This is a genomic window from Streptomyces sp. NPDC012508 (assembly GCF_042902595.1).
Lineage (GTDB): Bacteria > Actinomycetota > Actinomycetes > Streptomycetales > Streptomycetaceae > Streptomyces.
Genome location: NZ_JBIBEO010000001.1, coordinates 169,792 through 193,496 on the forward strand (window position 1 = coordinate 169,792; position 23,705 = coordinate 193,496).

Annotated in this window: 18 protein-coding genes and 1 pseudogene; 14 read left to right on the plus strand and 5 right to left on the minus strand. The window is 72.4% G+C overall.

Annotated features, from left to right (window positions below; translation table 11 throughout):
• Positions 1-84 precede the first annotated feature (84 nt).
• The 3 genes from ACFY8U_RS00605 to ACFY8U_RS00615 all read right to left on the minus strand — a co-directional run bounded on the left by ACFY8U_RS00605 (position 85) and on the right by ACFY8U_RS00615 (position 4,262).
• Positions 85-1,743: a carboxylesterase/lipase family protein gene (locus ACFY8U_RS00605; RefSeq protein WP_389563779.1), complete on the minus strand. Its 1,659-nt coding sequence runs from the start codon at positions 1,741-1,743 to the stop codon at positions 85-87.
• Positions 1,744-1,777: 34 nt separating this feature from the next.
• A complete protein-coding gene (gene surE, locus ACFY8U_RS00610; RefSeq protein ID WP_389563781.1) occupies positions 1,778-2,716 on the minus strand; it encodes a 5'/3'-nucleotidase SurE in 939 nt (312 codons plus the stop codon).
• Between the two features lie 265 nt (positions 2,717-2,981).
• The gene (locus tag ACFY8U_RS00615; protein WP_389563784.1) at positions 2,982-4,262 is read right to left on the minus strand and encodes an MFS transporter; all 1,281 of its coding nucleotides are present in this window, start codon (positions 4,260-4,262) and stop codon (positions 2,982-2,984) included.
• Between the two features lie 691 nt (positions 4,263-4,953).
• On the opposite strand from ACFY8U_RS00615, the gene ACFY8U_RS00620 reads away from it, so the two are divergent.
• The 3 genes from ACFY8U_RS00620 (at position 4,954) to ACFY8U_RS00630 (ending at position 8,463) form a co-directional block, all read left to right on the plus strand.
• Positions 4,954-5,670 carry a phosphatase PAP2 family protein gene (locus tag ACFY8U_RS00620; protein ID WP_389563788.1) on the plus strand — a complete coding sequence of 239 codons (717 nt, stop codon included), beginning with the start codon at positions 4,954-4,956 and terminating at the stop codon, positions 5,668-5,670.
• A gap of 108 nt (positions 5,671-5,778) precedes the next feature.
• A complete protein-coding gene (locus tag ACFY8U_RS00625) occupies positions 5,779-7,317 on the plus strand; it encodes a carboxylesterase/lipase family protein (RefSeq protein WP_389563791.1) in 1,539 nt (512 codons plus the stop codon).
• A gap of 138 nt (positions 7,318-7,455) precedes the next feature.
• Positions 7,456-8,463: a LacI family DNA-binding transcriptional regulator gene (locus tag ACFY8U_RS00630; RefSeq protein WP_389563794.1), complete on the plus strand. Its 1,008-nt coding sequence runs from the start codon at positions 7,456-7,458 to the stop codon at positions 8,461-8,463.
• A gap of 265 nt (positions 8,464-8,728) precedes the next feature.
• On the opposite strand, the gene ACFY8U_RS00635 is transcribed toward ACFY8U_RS00630, so the two are convergent.
• Positions 8,729-9,502 (minus strand): phosphatase PAP2 family protein, encoded by a 774-nt coding sequence (locus ACFY8U_RS00635; protein WP_389563796.1) that lies wholly within the window; start codon positions 9,500-9,502, stop codon positions 8,729-8,731.
• A 212-nt stretch (positions 9,503-9,714) separates the two neighbouring features.
• Entirely contained in the window at positions 9,715-10,668 is a 954-nt protein-coding gene (locus ACFY8U_RS00640) for an alpha/beta hydrolase fold domain-containing protein (protein ID WP_389563799.1), read from the minus strand.
• Positions 10,669-10,849: 181 nt separating this feature from the next.
• Here ACFY8U_RS00640 and ACFY8U_RS00645 point away from each other — a divergent pair, with 181 nt between their 5' ends.
• The 11 genes and pseudogenes from ACFY8U_RS00645 to ACFY8U_RS00695 all read left to right on the plus strand — a co-directional run bounded on the left by ACFY8U_RS00645 (position 10,850) and on the right by ACFY8U_RS00695 (position 23,692).
• Positions 10,850-11,443 carry an ATP-binding protein gene (locus ACFY8U_RS00645; protein WP_389563802.1) on the plus strand — a complete coding sequence of 198 codons (594 nt, stop codon included), beginning with the start codon at positions 10,850-10,852 and terminating at the stop codon, positions 11,441-11,443.
• Positions 11,444-11,554: 111 nt separating this feature from the next.
• Positions 11,555-13,192: pseudogene (locus ACFY8U_RS00650) on the plus strand (AMP-binding protein); the annotation flags it as partial.
• The gene (locus tag ACFY8U_RS00655) at positions 13,178-13,789 is read left to right on the plus strand and encodes an acyl-CoA thioesterase (protein ID WP_389566066.1); all 612 of its coding nucleotides are present in this window, start codon (positions 13,178-13,180) and stop codon (positions 13,787-13,789) included. The pseudogene ACFY8U_RS00650 and the gene ACFY8U_RS00655, both read left to right, overlap by 15 nt.
• Complete coding sequence (locus ACFY8U_RS00660) at positions 13,780-16,137, plus strand: FAD-dependent monooxygenase (RefSeq protein ID WP_389563804.1); 2,358 nt, start codon at positions 13,780-13,782, stop codon at positions 16,135-16,137. The genes ACFY8U_RS00655 and ACFY8U_RS00660 overlap by 10 nt, the downstream gene beginning before the upstream one ends.
• Positions 16,138-16,152: 15 nt before the next feature.
• Positions 16,153-17,175 (plus strand): carbon-nitrogen hydrolase family protein, encoded by a 1,023-nt coding sequence (locus tag ACFY8U_RS00665; RefSeq protein WP_389563807.1) that lies wholly within the window; start codon positions 16,153-16,155, stop codon positions 17,173-17,175.
• The gene (locus tag ACFY8U_RS00670; RefSeq protein ID WP_389563809.1) at positions 17,172-18,299 is read left to right on the plus strand and encodes a cupin domain-containing protein; all 1,128 of its coding nucleotides are present in this window, start codon (positions 17,172-17,174) and stop codon (positions 18,297-18,299) included. The genes ACFY8U_RS00665 and ACFY8U_RS00670 overlap by 4 nt, the downstream gene beginning before the upstream one ends.
• A 19-nt stretch (positions 18,300-18,318) precedes the next feature.
• Positions 18,319-19,218, plus strand: coding sequence for a fumarylacetoacetate hydrolase family protein (locus tag ACFY8U_RS00675; RefSeq protein WP_389563812.1), 900 nt, complete (start codon positions 18,319-18,321; stop codon positions 19,216-19,218).
• Between the two features lie 95 nt (positions 19,219-19,313).
• Positions 19,314-20,021 carry an Asp/Glu racemase gene (locus ACFY8U_RS00680; protein ID WP_389566069.1) on the plus strand — a complete coding sequence of 236 codons (708 nt, stop codon included), beginning with the start codon at positions 19,314-19,316 and terminating at the stop codon, positions 20,019-20,021.
• 60 nt (positions 20,022-20,081) lie between these two features.
• Positions 20,082-20,909 carry a PaaX family transcriptional regulator C-terminal domain-containing protein gene (locus ACFY8U_RS00685; RefSeq protein ID WP_389563815.1) on the plus strand — a complete coding sequence of 276 codons (828 nt, stop codon included), beginning with the start codon at positions 20,082-20,084 and terminating at the stop codon, positions 20,907-20,909.
• Positions 20,910-21,177: 268 nt separating this feature from the next.
• Positions 21,178-23,079 carry an ATP-binding cassette domain-containing protein gene (locus ACFY8U_RS00690; RefSeq protein WP_389563817.1) on the plus strand — a complete coding sequence of 634 codons (1,902 nt, stop codon included), beginning with the start codon at positions 21,178-21,180 and terminating at the stop codon, positions 23,077-23,079.
• Between the two features lie 34 nt (positions 23,080-23,113).
• Positions 23,114-23,692 (plus strand): class I SAM-dependent methyltransferase, encoded by a 579-nt coding sequence (locus ACFY8U_RS00695; RefSeq protein WP_389563820.1) that lies wholly within the window; start codon positions 23,114-23,116, stop codon positions 23,690-23,692.
• Positions 23,693-23,705 lie beyond the last annotated feature (13 nt).

Consider the following 23,705-nt stretch of genomic DNA (forward strand, 5'->3'; position numbering starts at 1 on the left):
CCGCCCGTCCGCCCGGCCGTCCAGTGAGACTCTGGGCTGCCGGGCGTCAGGGACATCGTGGTCGGCGCGAGGCCGGTGGCGTCGCTACAGCGGCTGTCCGCTCGGCCGGCTCTGCCAGAAGGCGCACCGGTGATCCGACGCGAACGTCGAACTGGGCTGTGTGGCCTGCGGGTTGAGCGTGAGCACGGTGGTCTCCCCGGAACCGCTCCCGGTTCCGGTCCGGGCCGCGGGCCAGGGGGTCTGGCCCGGTACCGTCGGCGCACCGAAGCGTGCGAAGGCGCCCCAGTAGCGCTTCATCCGCGTCGCGAGCGCCGTCTGGACCGGGGTCAGAGGCCGGTCACCCGCCGTGAAGTCGTGCAGGTACGCCAGCTCGGCGCTGTGCGCGTTCGACATGTCGAGACCGGGAACCTGCGCACCCGCCAGGGTCGGGGAATCGGGGTCGTCGAACTCGTAGAAGAACGTCGGCACCTGTGAGGCGAGGAGCCGCGCCGTCCACGCCGTGTGACAGGCGAAGGAGGAGTCGGTCATGACCGCCGACAGCGCCAGGTACGGCGAGCCGTACGCCGAGACCGGGTAGCGCGCGAGCACCTCCGGGCCTGCCGCCCCGTGACTCGCGAGGATCTGCGCCGTGTACTCCGCCTCCGTCAGGCGCGGCTGCGACAGCGCCACGAACAGCCGCGACTCGGAGCGGGTGCTCCCGATGAGCACGGGCACCTTGTTCCACTCCCCGCTTCCGATCGCCTCCGCCGGATCCACCGGAAGCAGCCCGTCGCCCGAGGCCGGTCCCGAGGTCGGCAGCGTGCGCGCCGCCTCGACCAGCGCGCCGGCGGGGGCGGCGCGCAGGCACGCGGCGACCCGGTCCGGATCGGTGCAACCGGCCGCTGCGGCGAACTCCCGGGCCTGTGTGGCGGCCCGCGCGCTGTCAGGCGTACGAATCAGGGTGCACGGCCCGCTCTGCAGCACGGCACGGTGGAAGAGTCCGGCCGCCGAGGGCGCCGCGAGCAGCCCGCACACCGAGCCGCTGCCCGCCGACTGTCCCGAGACGGTCACATTGCCGGGGTTGCCGCCGAACGCCGCGATGTTCTGCCGTGTCCAGCGCAGCGCCTCGACCTGATCCAGCAGACCGAAGGAGCCGGAGCTCCGCGCGTTCTCCCCCACGAGTTCGGGGTGTGCCAGGTAACCCAGCTGCCCCAGACGGTAGTTGATGCTGACCACGACACTGTCGGTGAGCTCGGCCATCGTCCGGCCACCGAACTGGGTGCCGGCGCCCTGGCTGTACGCACCCCCGTGGATCCAGAGGATCACCGGCAGCCGGGCACCCGCCCTGACTCCTTTCGGCCGGTACACGTCCAGGTACAGGCAGTCCTCGCTGACGGCCGACGGGTCGGCGAGGCCGAACGGCGAGAACTGCACACAGGCCGGTGCCTGGCGGTCCGCCTCGCGGACGCCGCTCCAGCGGCGCGGTTCGCGGGGCGCCCGCAGCCTGGCCTCCCCGACCGGGGGCGCCGCGTACGGGACGCCGAGGAACTCCTGCGCTCCGTCGTGGTTCTGTCCGCGCAGCTTGCCCTGCGCCACGGTGACCACGGGGCGCGGCCCCACGTCCGGCGTGGGGGCCGCGGTGGTGGGGGCGGCGGTGGTGGGGGCGGCGGTGGTGGGGGCCGCCGACGTGAACAGCGCCAGCAGCGCGAGGGCCGTACCGAGCAGGGGTCTTACCGGAGTGGGCCGCTTTCCGGGCCGCTTCATCCGTCCTCCTGAGTGGGTGGTGGTGGAGCGGTGGTCAGGGGCGCAGGCCTGCGATCAGGGCCGAGGTGGTGGCGTGGTCGGCGGGGCCGGTGTTCCAGTTGGCGTTGATCGGACTGACGGCGATCCGGCCGGCACTGACGGCCTCCAGGTCACCGCCCATCGCCGGCGAGCGCAGGTCCACCGTCACCTCGACCTTCCAGGTGCCGTCGCCGGAGTCGGTGAAGTCCGGTTCGAGGAGCGTCTGCGGATCCTGGAAGGTCGTGGACATCCCGGCGGCGGTGCCCTTGCCGTCGGCGCCGATGACGGGGTGGTTGACGTTCAGGCCGACGCCCTTGGGCAGCAGCGGCCCCGACTTCGCCCGTACACGCAGCCGGTCGATGAGCTTGACGGCGAAGTCGAGCGTCGGATCCATCGCGTTGACGGTGGTGACCGGATCGGGCACGGAGAGGCCGCCCGTGCTCAGTGCGATGGCGGGTACGCCCGACCCCAGCGCGGCGACGGCGCCGCCGACCGTACCGGAGTGGGTGGCGAGCCCGGCGACGTTCGGCCCGAAGTTGGTACCGGACACCACCAGGTCGGGGGCGTCGCCCTCGAACACCTCGGAGAGACCGAAGGCCACCGAGTCGCCGGGGGTTCCGTCGACGGCCCACACCTTCGGCTCGGGGTGCTTCACCGTGATCGTGGGCGCGTTCGACATCTTCGTGCCCGCACCGCTCTGATTGGTGAGCGGGGCGACGATGGTGACGTCGTGCCCGGCGGCTGTGAGCCGCTCGAACGCCTTGCGGATGCCAGGCGCGTTGTAGCCGTCGTCGTTGGTGAGCAGGATCCGCAGCGGGGCCGCGGGCCGCGCGGACGCCGGGGCGGTCTGCGGCGAGGCGACGGCGGATGCGACGGCGACGGCGGGTGCGGTACCGGCGAGGGCCGCCGTGCACAGGATCAGCAGGGCCGGCGGCAGAACTCGCTTGCGACTCACAGAGGGCTCCTTGATAGAGGGAAGGCAGGGTGCCGGTGGGGCGAGGCGAGGGTGGCGTAACTGGCGTAACTGGTTCGGCTGGTGGGGCTGGTGGGGCTGGTGGGGCGAGGGTGGTGGTGCTGAACCGGCGGGCACGTGACCCTCGGCATGCGCCCGCCGGGGCAAGGGCGGCCGGACCGCGTCGGCGCGGGATGCGTCCCCGCGGGCTGGGGCCCGACTCGGGCAGCAGCAGGCATGGGAAGCGGCCGGCACGGACCGGCCGGGATCAGCGCACGCCGCGGATCGGGAGGATGGCGAGCGCGCCGATCAGCGACAGGGCACCGCCGGCCAGGAAGAGGGGGGTGTACCCGCCCAGGCCGGTGACGATGGCGGAGGCGACGAACGGGGCGATGATCTGCGGCCCGGCGTTCGCGATGTTGAGGACGCCCATGTCACGGGCCGCGTCCTCCGCCCGGGGCAGGACCAGGGTGACGAGCGCGGTGTCGACGGCCATGAAGCAGCCGAAGGCGAGGCCGTTGAGGGCGCTGAACACGAGCATGCCGGTCCAGGTGGGGCTGACGACGGGCACCACCATGACCAGCCCGGCCAGCGCGGCCGACACCCCGACGAACACCTTTCGGCGGTTCCAGCGGTCGGACAGCAGCCCGCCCACGACGGTCGACAGTGCCACCGCGACCATCGACACCGGCGTGAGGATCGCCATCGCCGCGGGCGGGTTCAGCCCGGCGGGCAGCGCGATGTGGTCGCCCAGGATGTACAGCTGGTAGCCGACGACGGAGAAGTAGCCCAGGACCATCAGGGCGCGGCCGATGAAGGCCCAGCGGAAGTCGTGGTTCGCCAGAGCGGAGAGGAACGCCGCGAGTTGGGACCCCTTCGGGGCCTTCGCCACGGGCTCGGTGCGGGGAGTGTCGCGGCAGAAGACGGAGAGGAGCAGTGCGGCGACGGCGACGATCGCGCCGAAGATCAGGTATCCGGTACGCAGCTGGGTCGCGGTCTGCGAGGCGACGAGGACGCCGGCGGTTCCGCCGATCGGCATGCCGAGGCCCACCAGCGCCGATGCCGTGCCGCGACGGGCGGCGGGGACCCGGTCGGGCACGATCGCGGTGACCGCCGCCTGGTACGTGTTCATCGTCGCCTGGACCAGGCACCAGCCGATGCCGACGAGCAGCGCGGTGGAGACGCTGCCGAGGAAGGCCAGCGCGATCAGCGCGCCGATCGCGCCGCCGAGGATCCAGGGGTTGCGGCGGCCGCTGCGGTCGGAGAGGGCGCCCGCGATGGGGTTGAAGGCCGTCGCGAAGATGGCGCTGATGCCCCCGATCAGGCCCAGGACGGCGACCTTGTCGTCGGGTGCGATCGCGGCGACCTGGGTGGGCAGGAGAACGGAGCCGACTCCCATGTAGACCGCCATCATGGCGGAGTTGGCGACCAGCAGCAGGAGCATGAGCCCGCGCTGGCGCGGAGCTTCCGGTTCCGAGGCGGTGGCGGCGGTGGTACCGGTGCCGGCGGCGGGCGGGTCGATCGGATCGGTGAGCTCGTTCGTGGCCATGACGACTCCTGGGAGGACGGAGCGGGGAGATGGAGGTGTGCGGAACCGGGTGAGGCGCGGTGCTGGCGGGGGTTACGCACCGGTTCCGGGTACGCGGGTGGCGGTGGGGCCGGGTGAGGGAGACGCCGCGTGAGCGGTCGCGCGGGGGCGGCGGTGTCACCGGAAGCCGCCGCTGACGGCTGCGGCCGACATGATGTTGTTACACGTGTTACCCGCAGCGCTTGGAGACTGTGTAGCACCCATTTCCGGACTCGGCTAGAGCTTGTGCGGGGTCGTTGCGCAGATCGTGACCGAGGAGAGATTCGCACGTCGAGCACGTGTAACCACCCATCAGCGGCGCTGACCAGGGCGATCGTGTCTCGGAACCCTCGTGCTCTTGTGGCGGGGGTCAGACATCCGCAATACTCCGTGCCCACCGCGAGGACCCCCACGGCTCAGGCACTGCTCCGGCACACCTCCGGCAGCCCAGGCCGACCCGTACGGCCCGTGCGGCGTACACCCCCGGCCGTACGACCCTCCGGCCGCACAGCCCGGCGAGCGCGGCAGCCCCTTCCCCGCTGCCACCCCTCCCCCTCCCCCTCCCGCTCACCGGCTTTCGCGCACCCCTCGGGTGCGCCCCTCACCGCACATCCCCGTGACCGCCTTCCCGCGTGCCCCACCGCTCGGGGTGAAAGACCGTGAAAGGCCCGCCATGTCGCGTCCCTCCGACGCCCCCCTCCCCCGCGCCCCGCGCACCCTCCCCGCCCACCACCTCCCGTCGGCTCCACCGCGCCACGCGCTCGCCGCCGGAATCGCACTGCTCGCACTGTCGCTGCTGATCGGACTGCTGATCCGGGTCGGCGACCGGCCGTTCCTCCAGGGGCTCGACGACCGCTGGGCGGCCGCCATGGACGGCTCGCGCGCCGACGCGGCCACCGGATTCGCCACCGTCCTCGACCGGCTCGGCGGCCCGATCGGGGTGATCATTCCGCTCATCCTGGGCGGCTGCCTCTGCATCTACGGCCGCTGGCGCTCGGCGCTGTACGTCTGCGCGGCGGCCGTGCTCTCCAGCGTCTTCGTGGTGCTGCCGCTCAAGCACCTGGTCGACCGCCCGCGCCCGCCCCACCCCTGGGTCCTCGTCAACGACGGCTCGTTCCCCTCCGGCCAGGTCTTCAGCGCCGTGACGCTGATGCTCGCGGCAGCGATCGTGCTGTTCCCGCCGCGTGCGCGACGCTGGTGGTGGCTGTTCGGCGCCGCGTACGTCGTCGCCATGATGTGGAGCCGCACCTGGCTGCACGCTCAGTGGCTCAGCGACACCCTGGCCGGCGCGCTGGCCGGAGCCGGGACCTGCCTGGTGCCGTGGCGGGCCTTCGCGCCCCTCCTGAAAACGGAAGCGGAGCGGACGGCGAGCAACAGCCTCTGGCTGTGAGAGGCCGGACCCTCGCGATATAGCGAACAATTGACGGTCGCAAGTTTCTCGCAATACTCTCGAAGGGTTGGCGCTGTGCCCGGCGCGCGGCCCAGGAAGGATTGGCTCATGGCTCTCATCCCAGGCCCGGATCCCACGTCGGTCGATCTCCCCGCGGGGCGCCTGCGCGGCGCACTCGAAGGCGGGGTCGCCGTGTTCCGCGCCGTGCCCTACGCCGCTCCCCCGGTCGACGGCCTGCGCTGGCGTCCGGCTCGGCCACACCCGGGCTGGAGCGGGACCCGGGACGCGACCTCCGACGGTCCCAGCGCCCCGCAGCCATGCATGGAGGGTGGGGACCCGGTCCTCGGCGGCCATGGATCGCCGCCCTTCGACGAGGACTGTCTCACCCTCAACATCTGGACCCCGGCGGCCGACGAGGCCCGCCGCCCGGTGCTCGTATGGATCCACGGAGGCGGCTTCGTCTCGGGTTCGGGATCGCTGCCGAACTACTCCGGCGAGACCTTCGCCCGGGACGGCGATCTCGTGATGGTGAGCGTCAACTACCGCATCGGGCCGCTGGGTTATCTGTACACCGGACCCGAGGAGGGCAACCCCGAAGGCGCCGGCAATCCCTGGCTCAGCGACCAGCTGGCCGCCCTCCGCTGGATCTCGGCGCACATCGCCTCCTTCGGCGGCGACCCGGAGAACATCACCGTCGCCGGTCAGTCGGGCGGCGCCCTGTCCACAGCCGCTCTCGCCGGGCTCCCCGAGGCCGAGGGGCTGATCAGGCGCGTGATCCTGCAGAGCCCGCCCTTCGGGCTCGATCTCCCCGGGCCGGACGCGTCCGCGGACCGCACCACCGCGTTTCTGGAACTGGCCGGCGTGAAGACCGTCGCGGAGCTGCGCGAGCTGCCCTGGCCAGCGCTGATGGGCGCGACCGGCGGGCTCTTCGCCCGCACGACGCGCTGGGGCTACTGGCCGACCCCGTTCCTGCCCGTCATCGACGGCGTCACCCTGACACGCCATCCGGTGGAGGCCCTGCTGCACGGAGCCGCGACCGGCGTCGACGTGATGATCGGCTGGACCCGCGAGGAGGCCAACTTCGGCTTCGCCCTGGACCCCGGGTACGCCGCCGCCGACCGGGAGCAGGTGACCGCCCGGATCGCCGAGACCTTCGGGGCCGACGCCGCGCCCGGGGTCTACGCGGCGTACGAGCGGGCCCGGCCCGGCGCGCGCCCGGCCGATGTACTGATGGACCTGATCACGGACGAACTCTTCCGCGTACCCGCCGTACGACTTGCCGAGGCCAGGGCGGAGTCGGGGCGGCCCGTCTGGGCCTACCAGTTCGATCTCCCCACCCCGGCGCACGACGGCCGTCTCGGTGCCGCCCACTGCCTCGAACTCCCCTTCGTCTTCGCCAACTTCGACCAGTGGGCACACGCGCCGTTCGTGGCCGGGCTCGACCCAGCGGTCCGCGACGGCCTGGCGCGGACCATGCACCGGGCGTGGATCGCCTTCGCCCGCACGGGCGACCCCAACCATCCGGAGATGCCGGCATGGGACCCGTACGACCGTGAGAGCCGGACCACGATGCGCTTCGACTCGGTGGTGACCGCCGTAGGGGACCTCGCCGGTGACTCGCGCCGCCTGTACGGGACAGGCGCGTAGGACCCGGAGTCGTGACAGGTGGGCCGCGCGAATGTCACGCGCGGCCCACCTCACTCGTGATCTAACTCGTGTAACCTCGACAGGGAAAGGCAGGCACAACCGCAGACCGAACCCTCGCAAGGAGCGTCACGGGACGTCATGGCAGAAGAAACCCCCGTCCCCGCCTCGATCACGAGCGCCGATGTGGCACGCCTCGCCGGCGTGTCACGTGCCACCGTCTCCTTCGTACTGAACGACACTCCGGGCCACCGCGTCAGCGAGACCACGCGCGCCCGCGTCCTCGACGCGGCCGACCGGCTCGGATACGTCCCGCACGCCGCCGCCCGGTCCCTGCGTGCGGGACGCAGCAATCTCGTCCTGATGCCCGCGTCGATCTCCGCGATCGGCCGGCTCGTCAGCGACTGGGTCGACGACCTGCACAGCGAACTCGACCGCCATGGCTACACGGCCGTCCTCCACGCGGGTCGCTTCAGCGACCCCGTCGACGCGGCCCGGGCCTGGGCCGAGCTGCGCCCTGCGGCGGTCGTCGCCCTCGACGGCGACCGACTCACCCGGCAGGCCGCCGACCTGCTGCGCCGCGCCGGGGTGCGCGGCATCCTGGCCTTCGCGTCCCACCCCGTGTCCGGCGTCCACACCATCGGCTTCGACCACGCCCACATCGGCGCCGCGGCCGCCGAGCACCTGATCGCTCGCGGCCGGACCCGGATCGGTGTCGTCATCCCCCAGGAGCGCGGACTCGGCGCGCTCGCCGAGCCGCGCCTCGCGGGAGCGGAATCGGTGGCCGCCCGGCACATGGCCACCGTCACCCCGGTGGAGCTCGCCTACACCCGCGAGTCGGCGACCGCGCTCGCCCGGCGCTGGGCGAGCCTGGACCTCGACTCCGTCTTCGCCTACAACGACGAGTACGCCGCGCTGCTCCTGCACGCGCTCCAGGCCGAGGGGATCGCCGTACCGGACGAGGTGGCCATCGTCGGCTCCGACGACCTCGTCCTCTCCGGACTCCAGCAGCCCGCGCTCACCACCGTCCGTCTGGATCTGGCCTCGCCGGCGCAGATCGCGGACGCCCTGCACGAGCTGATCGAGACCGGTTCGACCGCACCCCTCCCGGCCATAAAGGCCGTACTCGTCCACCGCCAGACGTCCTGAGCCGCCGCATCCCGCAGGCGGTACGAGCCACGAGGGCGTTACGACCCACGACGGTGGTACGAGCCACGAGCCATGACGGCGCCCTGGCCCTGCGCGGGCCCGGGCGCCGTCGACGTGCGCGCGGTCGGCCGGACCGCGCGGTGAGGTCGGACGCGCGTGGTGGGGTCGGACCGCGCGCAGTGGGATCGGAGCGCGCGCGGTGGGTCCGGGCCGCGCGCGGTCGGTCGGATCTCGTGCGACCGAAGCGCGCCTGAGTAGGCGGCGGCTACGGGACCGCCGGGGCGGCGTCCGGGGCCGTCGCGGCCGCCCCCCGGCGGCCGCGAGCGGCTTCCCGGGCGAGCGCCGGAGCACAGAGCCACCACGCCAGCAGGCCCGCGCCCGCACCGGCGGCCGCACCGGCAGCCGTGTCGGTGAGCCAGTGCGCGTGTAGCCACGTACGGCTCCACATCATGGCCAGCGTGAACACCACGCCGCCGAGCCACCATGCCCGCCGCCGGGCGGCCGGGACCAGCAGCACCCCGACGAGTACGACGAGCAGCGCCGCCCCGGCCACGTGGCCGGACGGGAACGAGCCGTGGTCGACCCGGACCAGCGGATTCTCCGGTCGTGGCCGGTCCACCAGGTGCTTGAGCCCCTGGAGGACGAGCAGATTGCCGGCGAGGTAGACGCCGAGCAGGAAGCCGACGGAGACCCAGCGCCCGCGGAGGAGCAGGAAGAACAGCAGGGCGAGCGGTACGACGACACCCAGCGGGCCGCCGAACCAGTTCAGGGCCGCGGCGAGGACGGCGTACGGCCCGTCGTGCGGGCCGCCCATCCAGGCCAGCCACTGGTCGTCCAGGTCCTGGAACGGCGGGTCGGCCGGGTCGGGCCGGACGGCGAAGGCGGGCAACGTGGCGACGCCGAGCAGCAGGAGCCCCGCCACGAGGACACCGGGCCGGCGCGCCGACCCCGCCTCGGGCGGCGTGCCCGTGCTGGACGGCCTCTGGGCGAGAGGCGGTCTCTCGGAGTGCGGGGAAGGGATGACCGGATGGGTCGACATGAGTACCTCTCGCGACCGCGGGGATGGCCGCGGCCCTTGGGGGGTCGGCGTATCCGCAGGATCTGCGGGACGGGCCCGATTCGACGGGCGGACTGCCGACGGCAGCGGACGAAGGGTGAAAGGGAAGAAGTCGGAACAGGGGGAAGCGCGGGCAGACGGTGGCGCACCGGCTCGGGAGCCTTCCGGCCCCCGAGCCCGGCCGCCCAGCGGACTCAGACCTTCGCGTCCAGATGCCGGGCGAGGAACGCGACGCTCTCCGCGACGATCCCTGCGATGTCCGTGGAGCCGAGGAAGATGTGGTCGGCGCCCTCGACGGGTCGGAGGGTCACATCGCCGCCGGCCCCCGTGAGGGCCTCGGCGAGTGCCTCGCTCTGGCTATAGGGGACCAGGCCGTCCCGCGTGCCGTGGATCAACAGGAAGGGCGGCGGGGTCGCATCCGCCGCGTACGTGACCGGGCTCGCGGTCCGCGCCAGCGCCGGGCGTTCCGTCTCGGTTCCCCCGAGCAGGGCGTCGTACGGGTCGGGGAAATCGCCGCCGGGGGGCATCCCCGGGAGAGGGTGACCGGCCAGGGCGGCGAGGTCGGAGACCCCGTACCAGTCGACGACCGCCCGGACACCGGTGTCCCCGGCGCCCACACCGTGCGTACCCTCCAGCGCCTCGGCGTCGGCGCTGTCCGGGCCGACGAGGCCGGCGAGGGCAGCCAGATGGCCGCCCGCCGACTCGCCCCAGACGGCGATCCGGTCCGGGTCGATGCCGAGGTCGTCGGCGAACCGGCGGACGTAACGGATCGCCGCCTTCACGTCGTGCAGCTGGGCGGGGAAGGGGGCTTCGAGGCTGTGCCGGTAGTCGATGGAGACGAGGGCGAGCCCGGCGGCCAGGACCGATCCGTGCAGCAGAGTGACCGGCACGGTCGGCGGCGGATAGCGGCGGTCGCCGTCCAGCCATCCGCCGCCGTGGATCCAGACGACCGCCGGGAACGGCCCTTCGCCTGCCGGGACTTGAACGTCGAGGAGCCGCGGGCGGTAGCCGGGCGTGGTGGCATACGTGACTCCGTGGAAGCGGCGCACCCCGTGCTCGTCCGTCACGGGCGGCACCGGGGGCTGGTAGGGCGGGGGCGGCCAGGTCATGTCGGCCAGGTCGAGCTCGGCCGGGTGGGATTGCGTCATTGCGGCCCTTCTGCCGGCCCCGGGGTTCGGCACGCTTTGTCCGAAATGCTTGCGCCTGACACCCGGGGAGACGTAACGTGTTACACGTGTTATCAAAACTCTAGCGACGCGTTTCCGCTGACGACAAGCCCAACGGCTTTCCAACTCTCAAGTTAGTTACACGAGTGACCAGGCGGTCGCGTTGCGCATCCCCCTCTGGGAGCACGTCATGCTCGCCGCCACCGCTCATCCCGCACCCCGCGTCCCGGCCACTGGCCACCGCCCGGCCCCCACCCCGGCCCACGCCGCGCCCCGCACCCCGGGCCACACCCTCGCCGACTCCCCCGGAGCCGCCCCGGACCGCACCCAGGCCACCTCCACGCCCACGCGGATCTTCGTTCACTGGGTGCCCGAGCCCACCGCCGCGACCGTTCCCCTGGTCCGCTCGCGCGTCCGCAGCCTGCTCGAGGGGTGGCGGATCGCCGCCGATGTCGCGGACGCCCTCCTGCTGGCCGTCAGCGAGCTCGTCGGCAACGTCGTCCAGCACGCCGCCGCCGCGACCGGTCGGATGCGCGTCGCCGTCTCCCGCGGCGAGGGGTGGCTGTGCCTGCAGGTCACCGACTGCGCGGCCGCCCTGCCCCGCCTGCCCGAGCCCGCCGCCGAGGTCGACCCGGACGCCGAGGGCGGGCGGGGCCTACTCCTGATCCAGCTGATGGCCGCCGAACTGGGCGGCGAACTCGCCGTCCTGACACAGGAGTTGGGCAAGTGCGTGCGGGTGCGGGTCCCTCTCGCCTGAGCCGCTCGGGCGTCGCCGCGGAGCTCAGAGATATCGCGGAAAGTTGACGGCCGCCAAATTATCGAGATACTTGCCCCATCTCCCGCTGCTCCCTGATTGAGGTGCCGCCCCATGGAGCTCTCCCCTTCGGCGCACGCCGATTCCTTCTGCCGCGACCGGCTTCCCGACTTCTCTCTCTGGCCCGAACTCCACTTTGATCTACCGGAGTTGGACTATCCCGACCGGCTCAACTGCGCCCGCCGCCTGCTCGACGACGCGGTCGAGCGCTGGGGCCCCGACCGACCCTGTCTGCTGACCCCGACCGAGCGCTGGACCTATGGCGAGCTCCAGCGGCGCGCCGATCAGGTCGCCCAGGTGCTCACCGAGGACCACGGGCTCCGGCCCGGCAACCGCGTTCTGCTGCGCGGCCCCAACAACCCCTGGCTCGTCGCCGCGTGGTTCGGTGTCCTCAAGGCTGGCGGTGTGGCCGTCACGACGATGCCGCTGCTGCGTTCGGCCGAACTCGCCGAACTGTGCGAGATCAGCCGTCCCACGGTCGCTCTGTGCGACCACCGCTACGTCGCGGAACTCGACGCGGCTGACCCGCCGGGCCCACCGGGAAGCCCCGGCCCGCCGGGCCGTCTGCCCGTCATCCCCTACGGCGGCCCCGGCGCGGCTGATCTGACCGCTCTCTGTGCCACGAAGGAAGGCCGGTTCACCGCCGTCGAGACGGCCGCCGACGACGTGGCGCTGATCGCCTTCACCTCGGGCACGACGGGACGTCCCAAGGCGACCCTCCACTTCCACCGGGACGTCCTCGCCAACGCCGACACGTTCTCGCGGCACGTCCTCAAGCCCGGCCCGGACGACGTCTTCACCGGCACACCGCCGCTCGCCTTCACGTTCGGCCTCGGCGGGCTCGTGGTCTTCCCGCTGCATGTGGGCGCCGCGACCCTGTTGATCGAGCAGGCCGCCCCAGAGGAGCTGGCCGAGCTGGTCGCCGCACACGGTGTGACCGTGCTGTTCACCGCGCCCACCGCCTACCGGGCGATCATGGCCGCCGGCGTGACCGGCAAGCTGTCCGGTCTCCGTCGCTGCGTGTCGGCCGGCGAACCCCTGCCCGCCACCGTCTGGGAGGATTTCCACGCCTCCACCGGCCTGCGCATCATCGACGGCATCGGTGCCACCGAGATGCTGCACGTCTTCATCTCCGCCGCCGACGAGGACATCCGTCCCGGCTCCACGGGCCGGCCCGTCCCCGGATACCGCGCCGCCGTGGTCGACGAGCAGGGCGATCCGGTACCGGACGGGCAGCCGGGACTGCTCGCCGTGACGGGCCCGACGGGCTGCCGCTATCTCTCCGACCCGCGGCAGACCACGTACGTCAGAAACGGCTGGAACATCACCGGCGACACCTACATACGGGACGCCGACGGGTACTTCTGGTACGTGGCCCGCAGCGACGACATGATCGTCTCCTCCGGGTACAACATCGCGGGGCCGGAGGTCGAGAAGGCCCTCGCCGCCCATCCGTACGTCGAGGACTGCGGGGTCGTCGGCGCCCCCGACGTGCGGCGCGGCATGATCGTCAAGGCGTACGTCGTTCTGCGCGACGGCACGCCGGCGGCCGAGGACACCACCCGGGAGCTCCAGGCTCACGTCAAGCAGGCCATCGCGCCGTACAAGTACCCCAGGGCCGTCGAGTTCGTCGCAGATCTCCCGAGGACGGCCAACGGCAAGCTCCAGCGCGGTGAGCTGCGCCGGCGCGCGAGGGCCGAGGCCCGCGCCGAGGACACCCGCGCAGTACCGGCCGGCCCCGACGACACGACCCGTACAGAAGCCGCCGAAGTCCACGCGTCCCATACAACAGCCGACGTGGACGGGGGCAGTTGTGCCGCCGGGGCCGCCGGATCGCTGGTCCCACGCCTTCCCAGCGTCACGGTCGAGCGCCGCGTGGAGTGGCCCGACACGGACGCCGCCGGCCACTACCACCACTCCACCGTCGTGCGCTGGGTCGAGGCTGCCGAGGCCGTACTGCTGCGCCGGCTGGGCCTGTCGCACCTCTTCGGCAGTACGCCCCGCGTCCACTTCGAGGCCGACTACCGCGCCCGGCTCTGGTTCGGCGAGGCGGTCCGCACCGAGCTGCGCGTCACCAAGGTCGGCACGAGCTCCCTGCACTACGCCTTCACCGTTCTCGGCGAGGAGGGTGCGGAGGCCGCGACCGGCCGCATGGTCATCGCCCACTCCGCGGCCCGGGCCACCGGAACCACCCCCTGGCCCGCGGAGGTACGCGAGGTCCTCACCATGGCGGGCCCGCAGGCCCCCGAGCTCATCACCGGAACCACAGGAGGTACCCCGTGCGCGTAGCAGTCATCGGAGGAGGGCCCGGCGGCCTGTACTTCGCGGCCCTGGCCAAGCAGCTCTCCCCGGACTGGGAGGTCACCGTCTGGGAGCGCAACGCCCCCGACGACACGTTCGGCTTCGGGGTCGTCTTCTCCGACGAGACCCTGGACGGCATCGCCACCGCCGATCCGGTCGTCCATTCCGCGATGTCGGCGGAGTTCGCCCGCTGGAGCGACATCGACGTCCGCTACCGGGGGCAGACCCTCACTTCCGGCGGCCACGGCTTCGCCGCGCTGGGCCGCAGGAGCCTGCTGCGGATCCTCCAGGACCGCTGCGCCGACCTCGCCGTGGACGTCCGCTACCGCACCCAGGCACCGGCCGCGGAACAGCTGTCCGCCGAGTACGACCTGGTGGTGGCGTGCGACGGCGTACGCTCGGCCACCCGTGCCGCCTGTGCGGACACGTTCGGCCCGGATCTCGACGAGCGCTCCGGCCGCTATATGTGGCTGGGCACCGACAAGGTCTTCGAGGCCTTCACGTTCATCGTGGAGGAGCGGGAGTTCGGCACGCTCCAGGTGCACGCGTACCCGTACGACGACGAGCGCTCCACCTTCATCGTCGAGCTGGACGAGGACACCTGGCGGCGCGCCGGTTTCGCGGAGTCCGCCGGCCGCGCGTACCCGCCGGGCGCCAGCGACGAGGAGAGCATCAGGCGCTGCGAGGAGATCCTCGCCGGGCACCTGGACGGTCACCGCCTCCTGCCCAACAACTCCAAGTGGCTCCGCTTCACGACGGTACGCAACCGCACCTGGCGGCACGGGAACGTGGTGCTGCTCGGCGACGCCGCCCACACGGCCCATTTCTCCATCGGCTCCGGCACCAAGCTCGCCATGGAGGACGCCCTCGCTCTCGCGGCCTGCCTGCACGAGCACCCGGCGGACATCCAGGGCGCGCTCGCGGCGTACGAGGACGAGCGCCGGCCGGTCGTGGAGTCCACGCAACGGGCCGCGCAGGCCAGCCTCGAATGGTTCGAGAACATCGACCGGTACACCGGTCAGGACCCGCACCAGTTCGCCTTCAACCTGCTGACGCGCAGCCGCCGCGTCACGTACGACAACCTGCGCGTCCGTGACGAGGCCTTCACCAACGCCGTCAACACCACCGCACCCGTACCGCCGATGTTCCGGCCCTTCCGCGTCGGCGGGCTGCACCTGCGCAACCGCGTGGTCGTCCCGCCCACCGCGCTCGCCACGGCCCGTGACGGCGTCCCGGGCGACTTCGACCTCGTCCACCTGAGCACCCAGGCTCTCGGTGGGGCCGGTCTGGTCGTCGCCGGGATGACCGCCGTCAGTGCCGACGCCCGCCCCGGCCCGGGCTGCCCCGGCCTCTGGAACGACGAGCAGGAGGCCGCCTGGCGGCGCATCACCGGCTTCGTGCACGGGCAGAGCGACACGTGCCTCGGCATCCAGCTCACCCACGCGGGGCGCCGGGCTGCTACCGGGCCGCTCCTCGCCGCCTCCCCGCTGCCCTGGGACGAGCAGGGCCCGGTGCCGCGCGAGGCGACGCGCGGCGACATGGATCTGGTCCTACGGGACTTCGTGCGCGCGGCCCAGCGGGCCGACCGGGCGGGCTTCGACGCGCTGGAACTCCAGTACGGGCACGGGCACCTGATGTCCGGCTTCCTCTCCCCGCTGACCAATCGGCGCACCGACGAGTACGGCGGCGGGCCGGCCAGGCGGCTGCGCTTCCCGCTGGAAGTGCTCTCTGCCGTACGGGAGTCATGGCCCGCGGGCAAGGCGCTGCTGGTGCGGATCTCCGCGGCCGACTGGGCGGAGGGCGGTCTGAGCGAGGCGGACGCGGTGGGCATCGCCCGTGCCCTCGCCGAGGCGGGCGCCGACGCCATCGACGTCTCCACGGGCGAGGTCGTCCCCCACGAGCGGCCCCGCTTCGGGCGCAGTTACCAGACTCCGTACGCCGACCTGATCCGTAACGCCACGGGGGTGCCGACCATCGCCGTCGGCGCCATCTCGACGTACGACGACGTGAACTCGATCATCCTGGCCGGCCGCGCCGACCTGTGCGGGGTGGGCCGGGCCCAGCTGCACGACCCGCTGTGGACGCTGCACGCGGCCGCCGCCCAGGGCTACCGCGGCCCGGCCGCGCCCTGGGCACCGTCCTGGAGGGCGGGCAGCGGCCGACCGCCCGCGGGCCGTACGGACCGGGTGCCGCCGCGTATCGAACTCCTGCGGCAGCCCGTCGCGCCCGTGCATCAGCGCTGGCTGCCTCACCTCGCCACCGCCCGGGCCGACGCCCACGCAGTCGCGACGGACGGCGGGCACGCCGAGGTCGCCGCCGCCTCCCTCGCCCACTGAAAGGGGAGAACTCCCTTGCCTCAACCGCCTCTTGGCGATCTGCCCCGGTTCACGGCCGCCGCCGTCCAGGCAGCGCCCGTCTACCTCGATCCCGCCGCCACCGTCGACAAGGCTGTCGCCCTGATCGCCGAGGCTGCCGGCAACGGTGCCCGACTGGTCGTGTTTCCCGAGGTGTTCGTCCCGGGATACCCGTACTGGAACTGGACGATGAACCCGGTCCAGGGCTCGCCCTGGTTCGAGCGCCTCCAGCGTGCCTCCGTGGACATCCCCGGCCCGTACGTCGACACCCTGCGTGCGGCGGCCCGCCAGTACGGCGTGGTCCTGGTCATCGGCGTCAACGAGCGTGCCGCGCACAGCCTCGGTGTCCTCTACAACACCCTGCTCACCATCGGTACCGACGGAGAACTCCTCGGGGTGCACCGCAAGTTGGTGCCGACCTGGGCCGAGAAGCTCACCTGGACCGGCGGCGACGGCAGTTCGCTGCGCGTCCACCGGACGCCCGTCGGCCCGCTCGGTGCCCTCGCCTGCGGCGAGAACACCAACACACTGGCCCGGTTCACCCTCCTCGCGCAGGGCGAACTCGTCCACGCCTCCTGCTACATCGCGCTGCCCGTCGCCCCGGCCGACTACGACATGGCCGATGCGATCGCCGTCCGTACGGCGGCCCACAGCTTCGAGGGGAAGGTCTTCTCCGTCGTCGCCTGCTCCACCGTCTCCCCGGAGATCGTCGACGTGCTCGCCGGGGACGACGAGGAGCTGCGCGCCCTGTTCCAGCGGCCGCGCAGCGCGCTGTCCGGCATCTTCGGCCCCGACGGCCGCCCCGTCACCGAACCGCTCGTCGACGACGAGGGCATCGTCTACGGCGAGATCGACCTCGGCCGCTGCATCCAGCCCAAGCAGATGCACGACATCACCGGCCACTACAACCGCTTCGACATCTTCCGCCTCGAAGTCGACAACACCCCACGTCCGCCGGTGACGTTCACCGTGCCGCCGACGGGCCCCGTGACCACCACCGCTCCTGAGGAGGACGTATGACCATCGAGCAGGACGACACGATGCTCGGCCGCGCCCGGGTCTCCGACACGCCGGAACTCACCGCGTACTACGGCGAGCTCGAGGCGCTGGACGCCGGCGCGCTGTGGACCGTCGCCAACGACATCGAGCCCTGGTACCCGCAGCCCAGGTCCGTTCCCGTGCTGTGGCGTTACCAGGAGCTGCGGCCCCTGGTCCACAAGGCCCTCGGTCTCGTCAGGGCCGACGACGCGGGGCGCCGCGTCGTGATGCTGGTCAACCCCGGCCGCAAGGACGTCAGCGCGGCCGCCGGTCTGCTCTACACGGGTCTCCAGATCATGGGCCCGGGTGAGGCGATGACCGCCCACCGCCACCAGGCCGCCGCCCTGCGCTTCGTCCACGAGGGCACCGGCGCGTGGACGATCGTCGACGGCGAGAAGCTCAAGGTCGGCCCGCGCGACTTCGCCATCACCCCGAACGGCACCTGGCACGAACACGGCAACGACGGGACCGACGCTCCGGTGATCTGGCAGGACGGTCTGGACATCCCCCTGGTCAACGCCCTGGACGCCGGGTTCTACGAGGTGCACCCCGACCTCCACCAGACACCCGGGAAGGTGGTCGACGCCTCCGTCCTCACCTACTCCGGCACTCTGCTCCCGTACGGCGTGGAGAAGTGGACGCGCCCGTACTCGCCGCTGCTCGCCTACCCGTGGGAGCCGACGTACGAGGCCCTGCGCGGCCTCGCCGAGGCGACCGAGGGCTCCCCGTACGACGGAGTCATCGCCGAGTACACCAACCCGGTGACCGGCAGCTCGGTGATGCCGACCATGGGCGCCCACATGCAGCTTCTGCGCCCCGGCCAGGCCACCGCGGCCCACCGGCACACCGGCTCGGTGATCTACACCGTCGCCAAGGGCCGGGGCGCGTCGGTGATCGCCGGACGGCGCTTCGAGTGGCGGGAAGGGGACATCTTCTGCGTCCCGTCCTGGGCCTGGCACGAGCACCACAATCTCGACCCGTCCGAGGACGCCTGCCTCTTCTCGTTCAACGACTTCCCCGTCATGCGCTCGCTCGGCTTCCACCGCGAAGAGGCGTACCCCGACAACGGCGGCCACCAGCCCGTCTCCGCCGACCCCGCCGTCTGACCCAGAAGGAGCCCCTCCCATGCGTCTGCTGACCTTCACGACCACCACCGCCGCCGATCCCCGGCTCGGTGTCGAGACCGATGGTCATGTCCTCGACCTGACCGCCCTCGCCGACCACGCGCGCGTGCGGCTCCCGCACGACCTGCTCGGCCTGGTCCAGGCCGGCCCGGCCGGCCTCGACGCCGCGCGCCGGCTGCTCGACGGCGCCTACCCGGCCCACGCCGTCCACCGGACCGAGGACGTCCGGCTGAGCGCGCCCTTCCGCCCCGGCAAGATCATCGGGGTCGGGCTCAACTACGTCGAGCACGTCGAGGAGTCCAGCCGAAGCCTCGACACCGACAAGGAACTCCCACCCCGTCCCGTGCTGTTCAGCAAGCCCGCCACCGCCGTCACCGGCCCGGGCGCGCCCATCCTGCACAACGCCGATCTCACCACCCAGCTGGACTGGGAGTGCGAACTCGCCGTCGTCATCGGCCGGACCGCGTTCCGGGTGAGCGAGGAGGAGGCGTACGACCACATCTTCGGCTTCAGCATCGTCAACGACATCAGCGCTCGCGACCAGCGCCGCTCCGGTCAGTGGTTCTTCTCCAAGGGGCAGGACTCGTACGCGCCCTTCGGCCCCGTGGTCGTCACCGCCGACGCGATCCCGGACCCGATGGACCTGGACCTCTCGCTGCGCGTCAACGGCGTCACCAAGCAGAAGTCCAACACGCGGCACATGCTCTTCCCGATCGCCCGGCTGATCGCCGACATCAGCTCCGGCGTGACGCTGGAGCCCGGCGACGTGATCGCGACGGGTTCGCCGTCCGGGGTCGGAGCCGGCATGGTCCCGCCGGAGTTCCTCGCGCCCGGTGACACGGTGGAGGCCGCGGTCGAGCTGATCGGCACCCTCACCAACCCCGTGGTCGACGCCCGTTGATCCCCGTCGGACACCTACGTACGAGAACCGAGGAGTCACCCGTGCCGCCCCGTACCTACCGCATCGGCCAGATCGTGCCGAGCTCGAACGTCACCATGGAGACCGAGGTCCCCGCGATCCTGCGCGCCCGCGCGGCCGTCGCGCCGGACGAGCGCTTCACCTTCCATTCGAGCCGGATGCGTATGACCCATGTGACCCCGGAACAGCTCAAGGCCATGGACGCCGACTCCGACCGCTGCGCCGTGGAACTGTCCGACGCGCGGGTCGACGTACTCGGCTACGCCTGTCTCGTCGCCATCATGAGCATGGGACCGGGCTACCACCGGGTCTCCGAGGAGCGGCTGCACCTGCGTACGGTCGAGAACGGCGCCCCCGCGCCCGTCGTCACCAGCGCGGGCGCCCTGGTCCACGGGCTGAACACCATCGGCGCCAAGAAGATCGCCCTGCTCGCCCCGTACATGCGACCCCTCACGCGGACGGTGGTGGACTACCTCACCCGGGAGGGCATCGACGTCCTCGACCACCAGGCCCTGGAGATCCCGAACAACCTGGACGTGGCCGCCCACGACCCGGCCAGGCTGCCCGGTCTCGCCCGCGCGCTCGACCACGCCGATGCCGACGCGGTCGTCCTCTCCGCCTGTGTGCAGATGCCCTCGCTCGGCGTCATCGAGGAGGCCGAACAGCTCCTCGGCAAGCCGGTCGTGTCGGCCGCCGTGTGCACCGCCCATCAGATGCTGCGCGCCCTGGGCCTCCGGGCCGAGGCCCCCGGCGCCGGGCACCTGCTGTCGGGGGCGTACGCCTGACCCCCGTGGGCCCGGAGGGGGCATCGATATGATCGCGACCGCGTACAACGGAAGGCGATCATGTCGGACAGCCCCCTCAGGCCCAGCTCGTTGATCAACACGGTCTACGGTGCGTTCCTGCGCCGCCTCGGCGGCTGGATCTCCATCGCCGACCTGATCACGCTGATGGGGGAACTGGACGTCGACGCCCCGGCGGTGCGCTCGGCGATCTCCCGGCTGAAGAAGCGCGGGGTCCTCGAACCGGAGCGCCGGGGCGCCACCGGCTACCGGCTGAGCCCGGCCGTTCTTCCCGTCTTCGACGAGGGCGACCGGCGGATCTTCGCCAGCCTGGAGCCGGCCGACCTGGCGGACGGCTGGGCGATGGCGGTGTTCTCCGTACCCGAGTCGGAACGCTCGCACCGCTACCAGCTGCGCACCCGGCTGACCTGGCTCGGCTTCGGCAACATCGCCCCGGGCGTGTGGCTGGCGCCGGGCCGGCTCCTGGAGGACGCGCGGAGCATGCTCGTACGGCTCGGTCTCAGCGACTACGTCCACCTGTTCGCGGCCGAGTACGCGGCCTTCAGCGATCTGCCGGGCACGGTGAGCTCGTGGTGGGACTTCCCTGCGATCCAGACGCAGTACGCGGCGTTCACCGACACCTACGCGCCGGTGGCCGCGCGGTGGGCGGCGGCCGAGGCGGAGCCGGAGCCCGCGGAGGCCTTCCGCCACTACGTTCCGCTGCTCACCCAGTGGCGGCGTCTGCCGTACCTGGACCCGGGCCTGCCGACCGAGCTGCTGCCGGCCGACTGGAACGCGGTGGCCGCCCGGCAGGTCTTCCAGCAGCTGCACGGCATCCTCGTCGATCCGAGCCTGCGGCACGTCGCCGAGGTCACGGGGCTGCGGGACTGACGTCACGGGGCTGACATCACGGGGCTGACACCACGAGCTGACGGGCTGAGGGGCTGAGGTCTGCTCGAACGCGCCGGGACGGGTGTCGGCGTTTCGGCCAACAGTGCGTACGGGCGCGCCCGTTGCGGGGCCGGGGTCGGTGCATCCGGCAACGTCCGACGCGCGGGCGATTCCGGGGTTCGCGGTCCGTCCGAAAAACAGGCGTTCGAAATTCGGGCGGGGTCGTTGAGCCGGGTGACCCAGCCGCGACCGCCAAGGGGGACCCCCGTTGACCTCGGTCAGTACGCAAGAAGAGCCGCCCGCGGACGCAGCGGACGAGGAGTTCCGGTACCGGGACGAGTCCCGGCTCAAGGCCGGTGCGCAGATGACGACCGGCACCATGGCGCGGAGGCTGCCCGCCCTGGTCCTGAGATCGCTCGCGATGGCCTGGCGGGTGGACCGGGCCGCGACGGCCGGGCTGCTCGCGTGCCAGGTCGGCACCGGCGTACTCGCCGCCCTGGGACTGCTCGCCGTCACGGGCACCATCACCGCGCTCATCTCCTCGGGAGACATCGCCGACCGGCTCCGGGAGGCGGCACCGCAGCTGGCGGTCATCGCCGCGGCGGCCGGCCTGCGGGCGCTCCTCGGGGTCACCGTGACCTGGCTGACCGGCCGGCTGCGCCCCGTCCTGGCCCGGGCGGCGGAGCTCACGATGGTCGAGGCCGCGCTCGGCGCCGAGCTCGCGGCGAACAACAAGCCCGGCTACAACGACTTCTACGACATCGCCGACCGCGGCGCCCAGGTCACCCCGGACCTCGTCGACGAGGCCCAGAACGTGCTGGCCGCCACCGCCACCCTGGCCGCCGGGGCCACGGTTCTCGCCGTCCTGCACCCGGCGCTGCTGCCGCTGCTCCTCCTGGCGTGTCTGCCACAGGCCGCCGCGTACGTACGGGCGGCGCGCGTGCTGTACATGGCCGGTCTGGAGACGTCGGGGCGCCGCCGCATGCTGTACAAGCTGCGCTGGCACATGGCGTACACGGAGTCCAGCGAGGAGATGCGCGCCTGTTTGGCCGGGCCGTTCCTCACCGCCCGGTACCGCCGGCTCGCCGCCTCCGTGAACACGTCGGAGCGTGCGGCGGCGGACACGGGCGCGTGGATGGGGCTGGCCGGCGCCGCCGTCGGCGGGGTGGCGTCGGCCACGGTGTGGGCGGCGCTCCTGTGGCTCCTCGCCACGGGCCGTATGGATCTCGCGGCGGGCGGCAGCGCGGTGTTCGCCCTTCAGACGGCGACCGGATCCGTGCGCGGCATCATCAACGGCGGGGCGCGCCTGGTGCGTACGGGTTGGTACGTGCAGGACTGGCAGAAGTTCCTCGACAACGCCCACGGGCAGGCCATGGCGTCCTCCCGCGGCACCCGCACGCTCTCGGCGCCGCCGGAGCGGTTCGAGGTCCGCGACATCAGCTATCGGTACGACGGGGCTTCGAAGGACAGCCTGGCCGGGGTGTCCCTGCAGGTGCGGCGCGGCGAGATCGTGGCGCTGGTCGGGGAGAACGGGTCGGGCAAGTCCACCCTGTCGCGGCTGCTCTGCGGTCTGCTGCTGCCCACGTCGGGCGCGGTGGCGTGGGACCACGCGACGACGGCCGAGCTGGACCCCTGGGACGCGTGGCGGCATGTCGGCCTGGTCCCGCAGAAGTACACGTATCTGCCTCTGACCTTGCGGGACAACATCACCTTCGGTCAGGGCGACGTGAGCGACGCGGCCGTGCTCGCCGCGTGCGAGGCGTCGGGGGCGGCCGACATGCTGCCCGGTCTGCGGTCCGGTCTCGACACCCTGCTGACGGCGGAGTGGTTCGGCGGCCAGCAGCTGTCGGGGGGCCAGTGGCAACGGGTCGTCCTCACCCGGGCGTTCCACCGGCAGGCGTCCCTGCTGGTGATGGACGAGCCGACGGCGGCGCTCGACGCCCGGGCCGAGCATCGCATCTTCACCGGGCTGCGGGAACTGGCCAAGGACCGGGCCGTCCTGCTGATCACGCACCGCCTCGCCAACGTCGCCGTCGCGGACAGGATCGTGGTCCTCGACCAGGGACGCATCGTCCAGGAAGGGACGTACGAACAGCTCACGAGGGAGCCCGGGCTGTTCCGCTCCCTGTGGAATCTCCAGCAGCGCACGACCGGGCAGCAGCTCCGGTGAGTTCGCAGCCGCGCCTACCACCCGGGAGGACACCATGACGACGACCACCGACCATTGGGAGCCGCTGTGGGCGGCCGGCCGGCGCTACCGGCAGCCCGATGAGAACGAGTTCACGTTGCTGGCCGCGCATCTCGGCCCCGGTCGCGGGCGTCCGGCCCTGGACGTCGGAAGCGGCGACGGCACACTGGCCCGGCACCTCCACCACGAGCTCGGCTACCGCACCACCGGCGTCGACTGCGCCCCGAGCGCCGTGGCCCTTGCCGCCTCCCGCGACGAGGGTCAGGGTGCGGGCCCGGCCTGGCGGTGCCTGGACATCACCGCCGACGACCTCGACGGCCTGCCGGACCCCGCGTACGCGGTCATCACGTGCCGTCTGGTCTACCGGTGGATGGACGACAAGCCCGCCTTCCTCGATGTGGTTCGCCGGCTCCTGGCGCCCGGCGGCACCTTCTGGGTCGTCACCGAGATCGCCGGCCGCCGCAAGGAGAGCGACCCTCTCACGGAGCGCGGCCTCGGGATCACCGCCGCCGAGGCCGAGACGCTCACCTCCGGCTGGTCGCTCGTGAGCACCGCCGACCTCGACGTGCTCCGCCTCTACGCCCTCCGCCCCTGACCCTCCCCACCCG

What these genes read in the sequence shown, in the direction of transcription:
- ACFY8U_RS00620 (WP_389563788.1), top strand. Translation starts at nt 4,954, where the DNA reads ATGTCGCGTCCCTCCGACGCCCCCCTCCCCCGCGCCCCGCGCACCCTC.
- ACFY8U_RS00680 (WP_389566069.1), top strand. Translation starts at nt 19,314, where the DNA reads ATGGAGACCGAGGTCCCCGCGATCCTGCGCGCCCGCGCGGCCGTCGCG.
- ACFY8U_RS00635 (WP_389563796.1), bottom strand. Translation starts at nt 9,502, where the DNA reads ATGTCGACCCATCCGGTCATCCCTTCCCCGCACTCCGAGAGACCGCCT.
- ACFY8U_RS00615 (WP_389563784.1), bottom strand. Translation starts at nt 4,262, where the DNA reads ATGGCCACGAACGAGCTCACCGATCCGATCGACCCGCCCGCCGCCGGC.
- ACFY8U_RS00670 (WP_389563809.1), top strand. Translation starts at nt 17,172, where the DNA reads ATGACCATCGAGCAGGACGACACGATGCTCGGCCGCGCCCGGGTCTCC.
- ACFY8U_RS00625 (WP_389563791.1), top strand. Translation starts at nt 5,779, where the DNA reads ATGGCTCTCATCCCAGGCCCGGATCCCACGTCGGTCGATCTCCCCGCG.
- ACFY8U_RS00605 (WP_389563779.1), bottom strand. Translation starts at nt 1,743, where the DNA reads ATGAAGCGGCCCGGAAAGCGGCCCACTCCGGTAAGACCCCTGCTCGGT.
- ACFY8U_RS00685 (WP_389563815.1), top strand. Translation starts at nt 20,082, where the DNA reads ATGTCGGACAGCCCCCTCAGGCCCAGCTCGTTGATCAACACGGTCTAC.
- ACFY8U_RS00640 (WP_389563799.1), bottom strand. Translation starts at nt 10,668, where the DNA reads ATGACGCAATCCCACCCGGCCGAGCTCGACCTGGCCGACATGACCTGG.
- ACFY8U_RS00695 (WP_389563820.1), top strand. Translation starts at nt 23,114, where the DNA reads ATGACGACGACCACCGACCATTGGGAGCCGCTGTGGGCGGCCGGCCGG.
- ACFY8U_RS00675 (WP_389563812.1), top strand. Translation starts at nt 18,319, where the DNA reads ATGCGTCTGCTGACCTTCACGACCACCACCGCCGCCGATCCCCGGCTC.
- ACFY8U_RS00630 (WP_389563794.1), top strand. Translation starts at nt 7,456, where the DNA reads ATGGCAGAAGAAACCCCCGTCCCCGCCTCGATCACGAGCGCCGATGTG.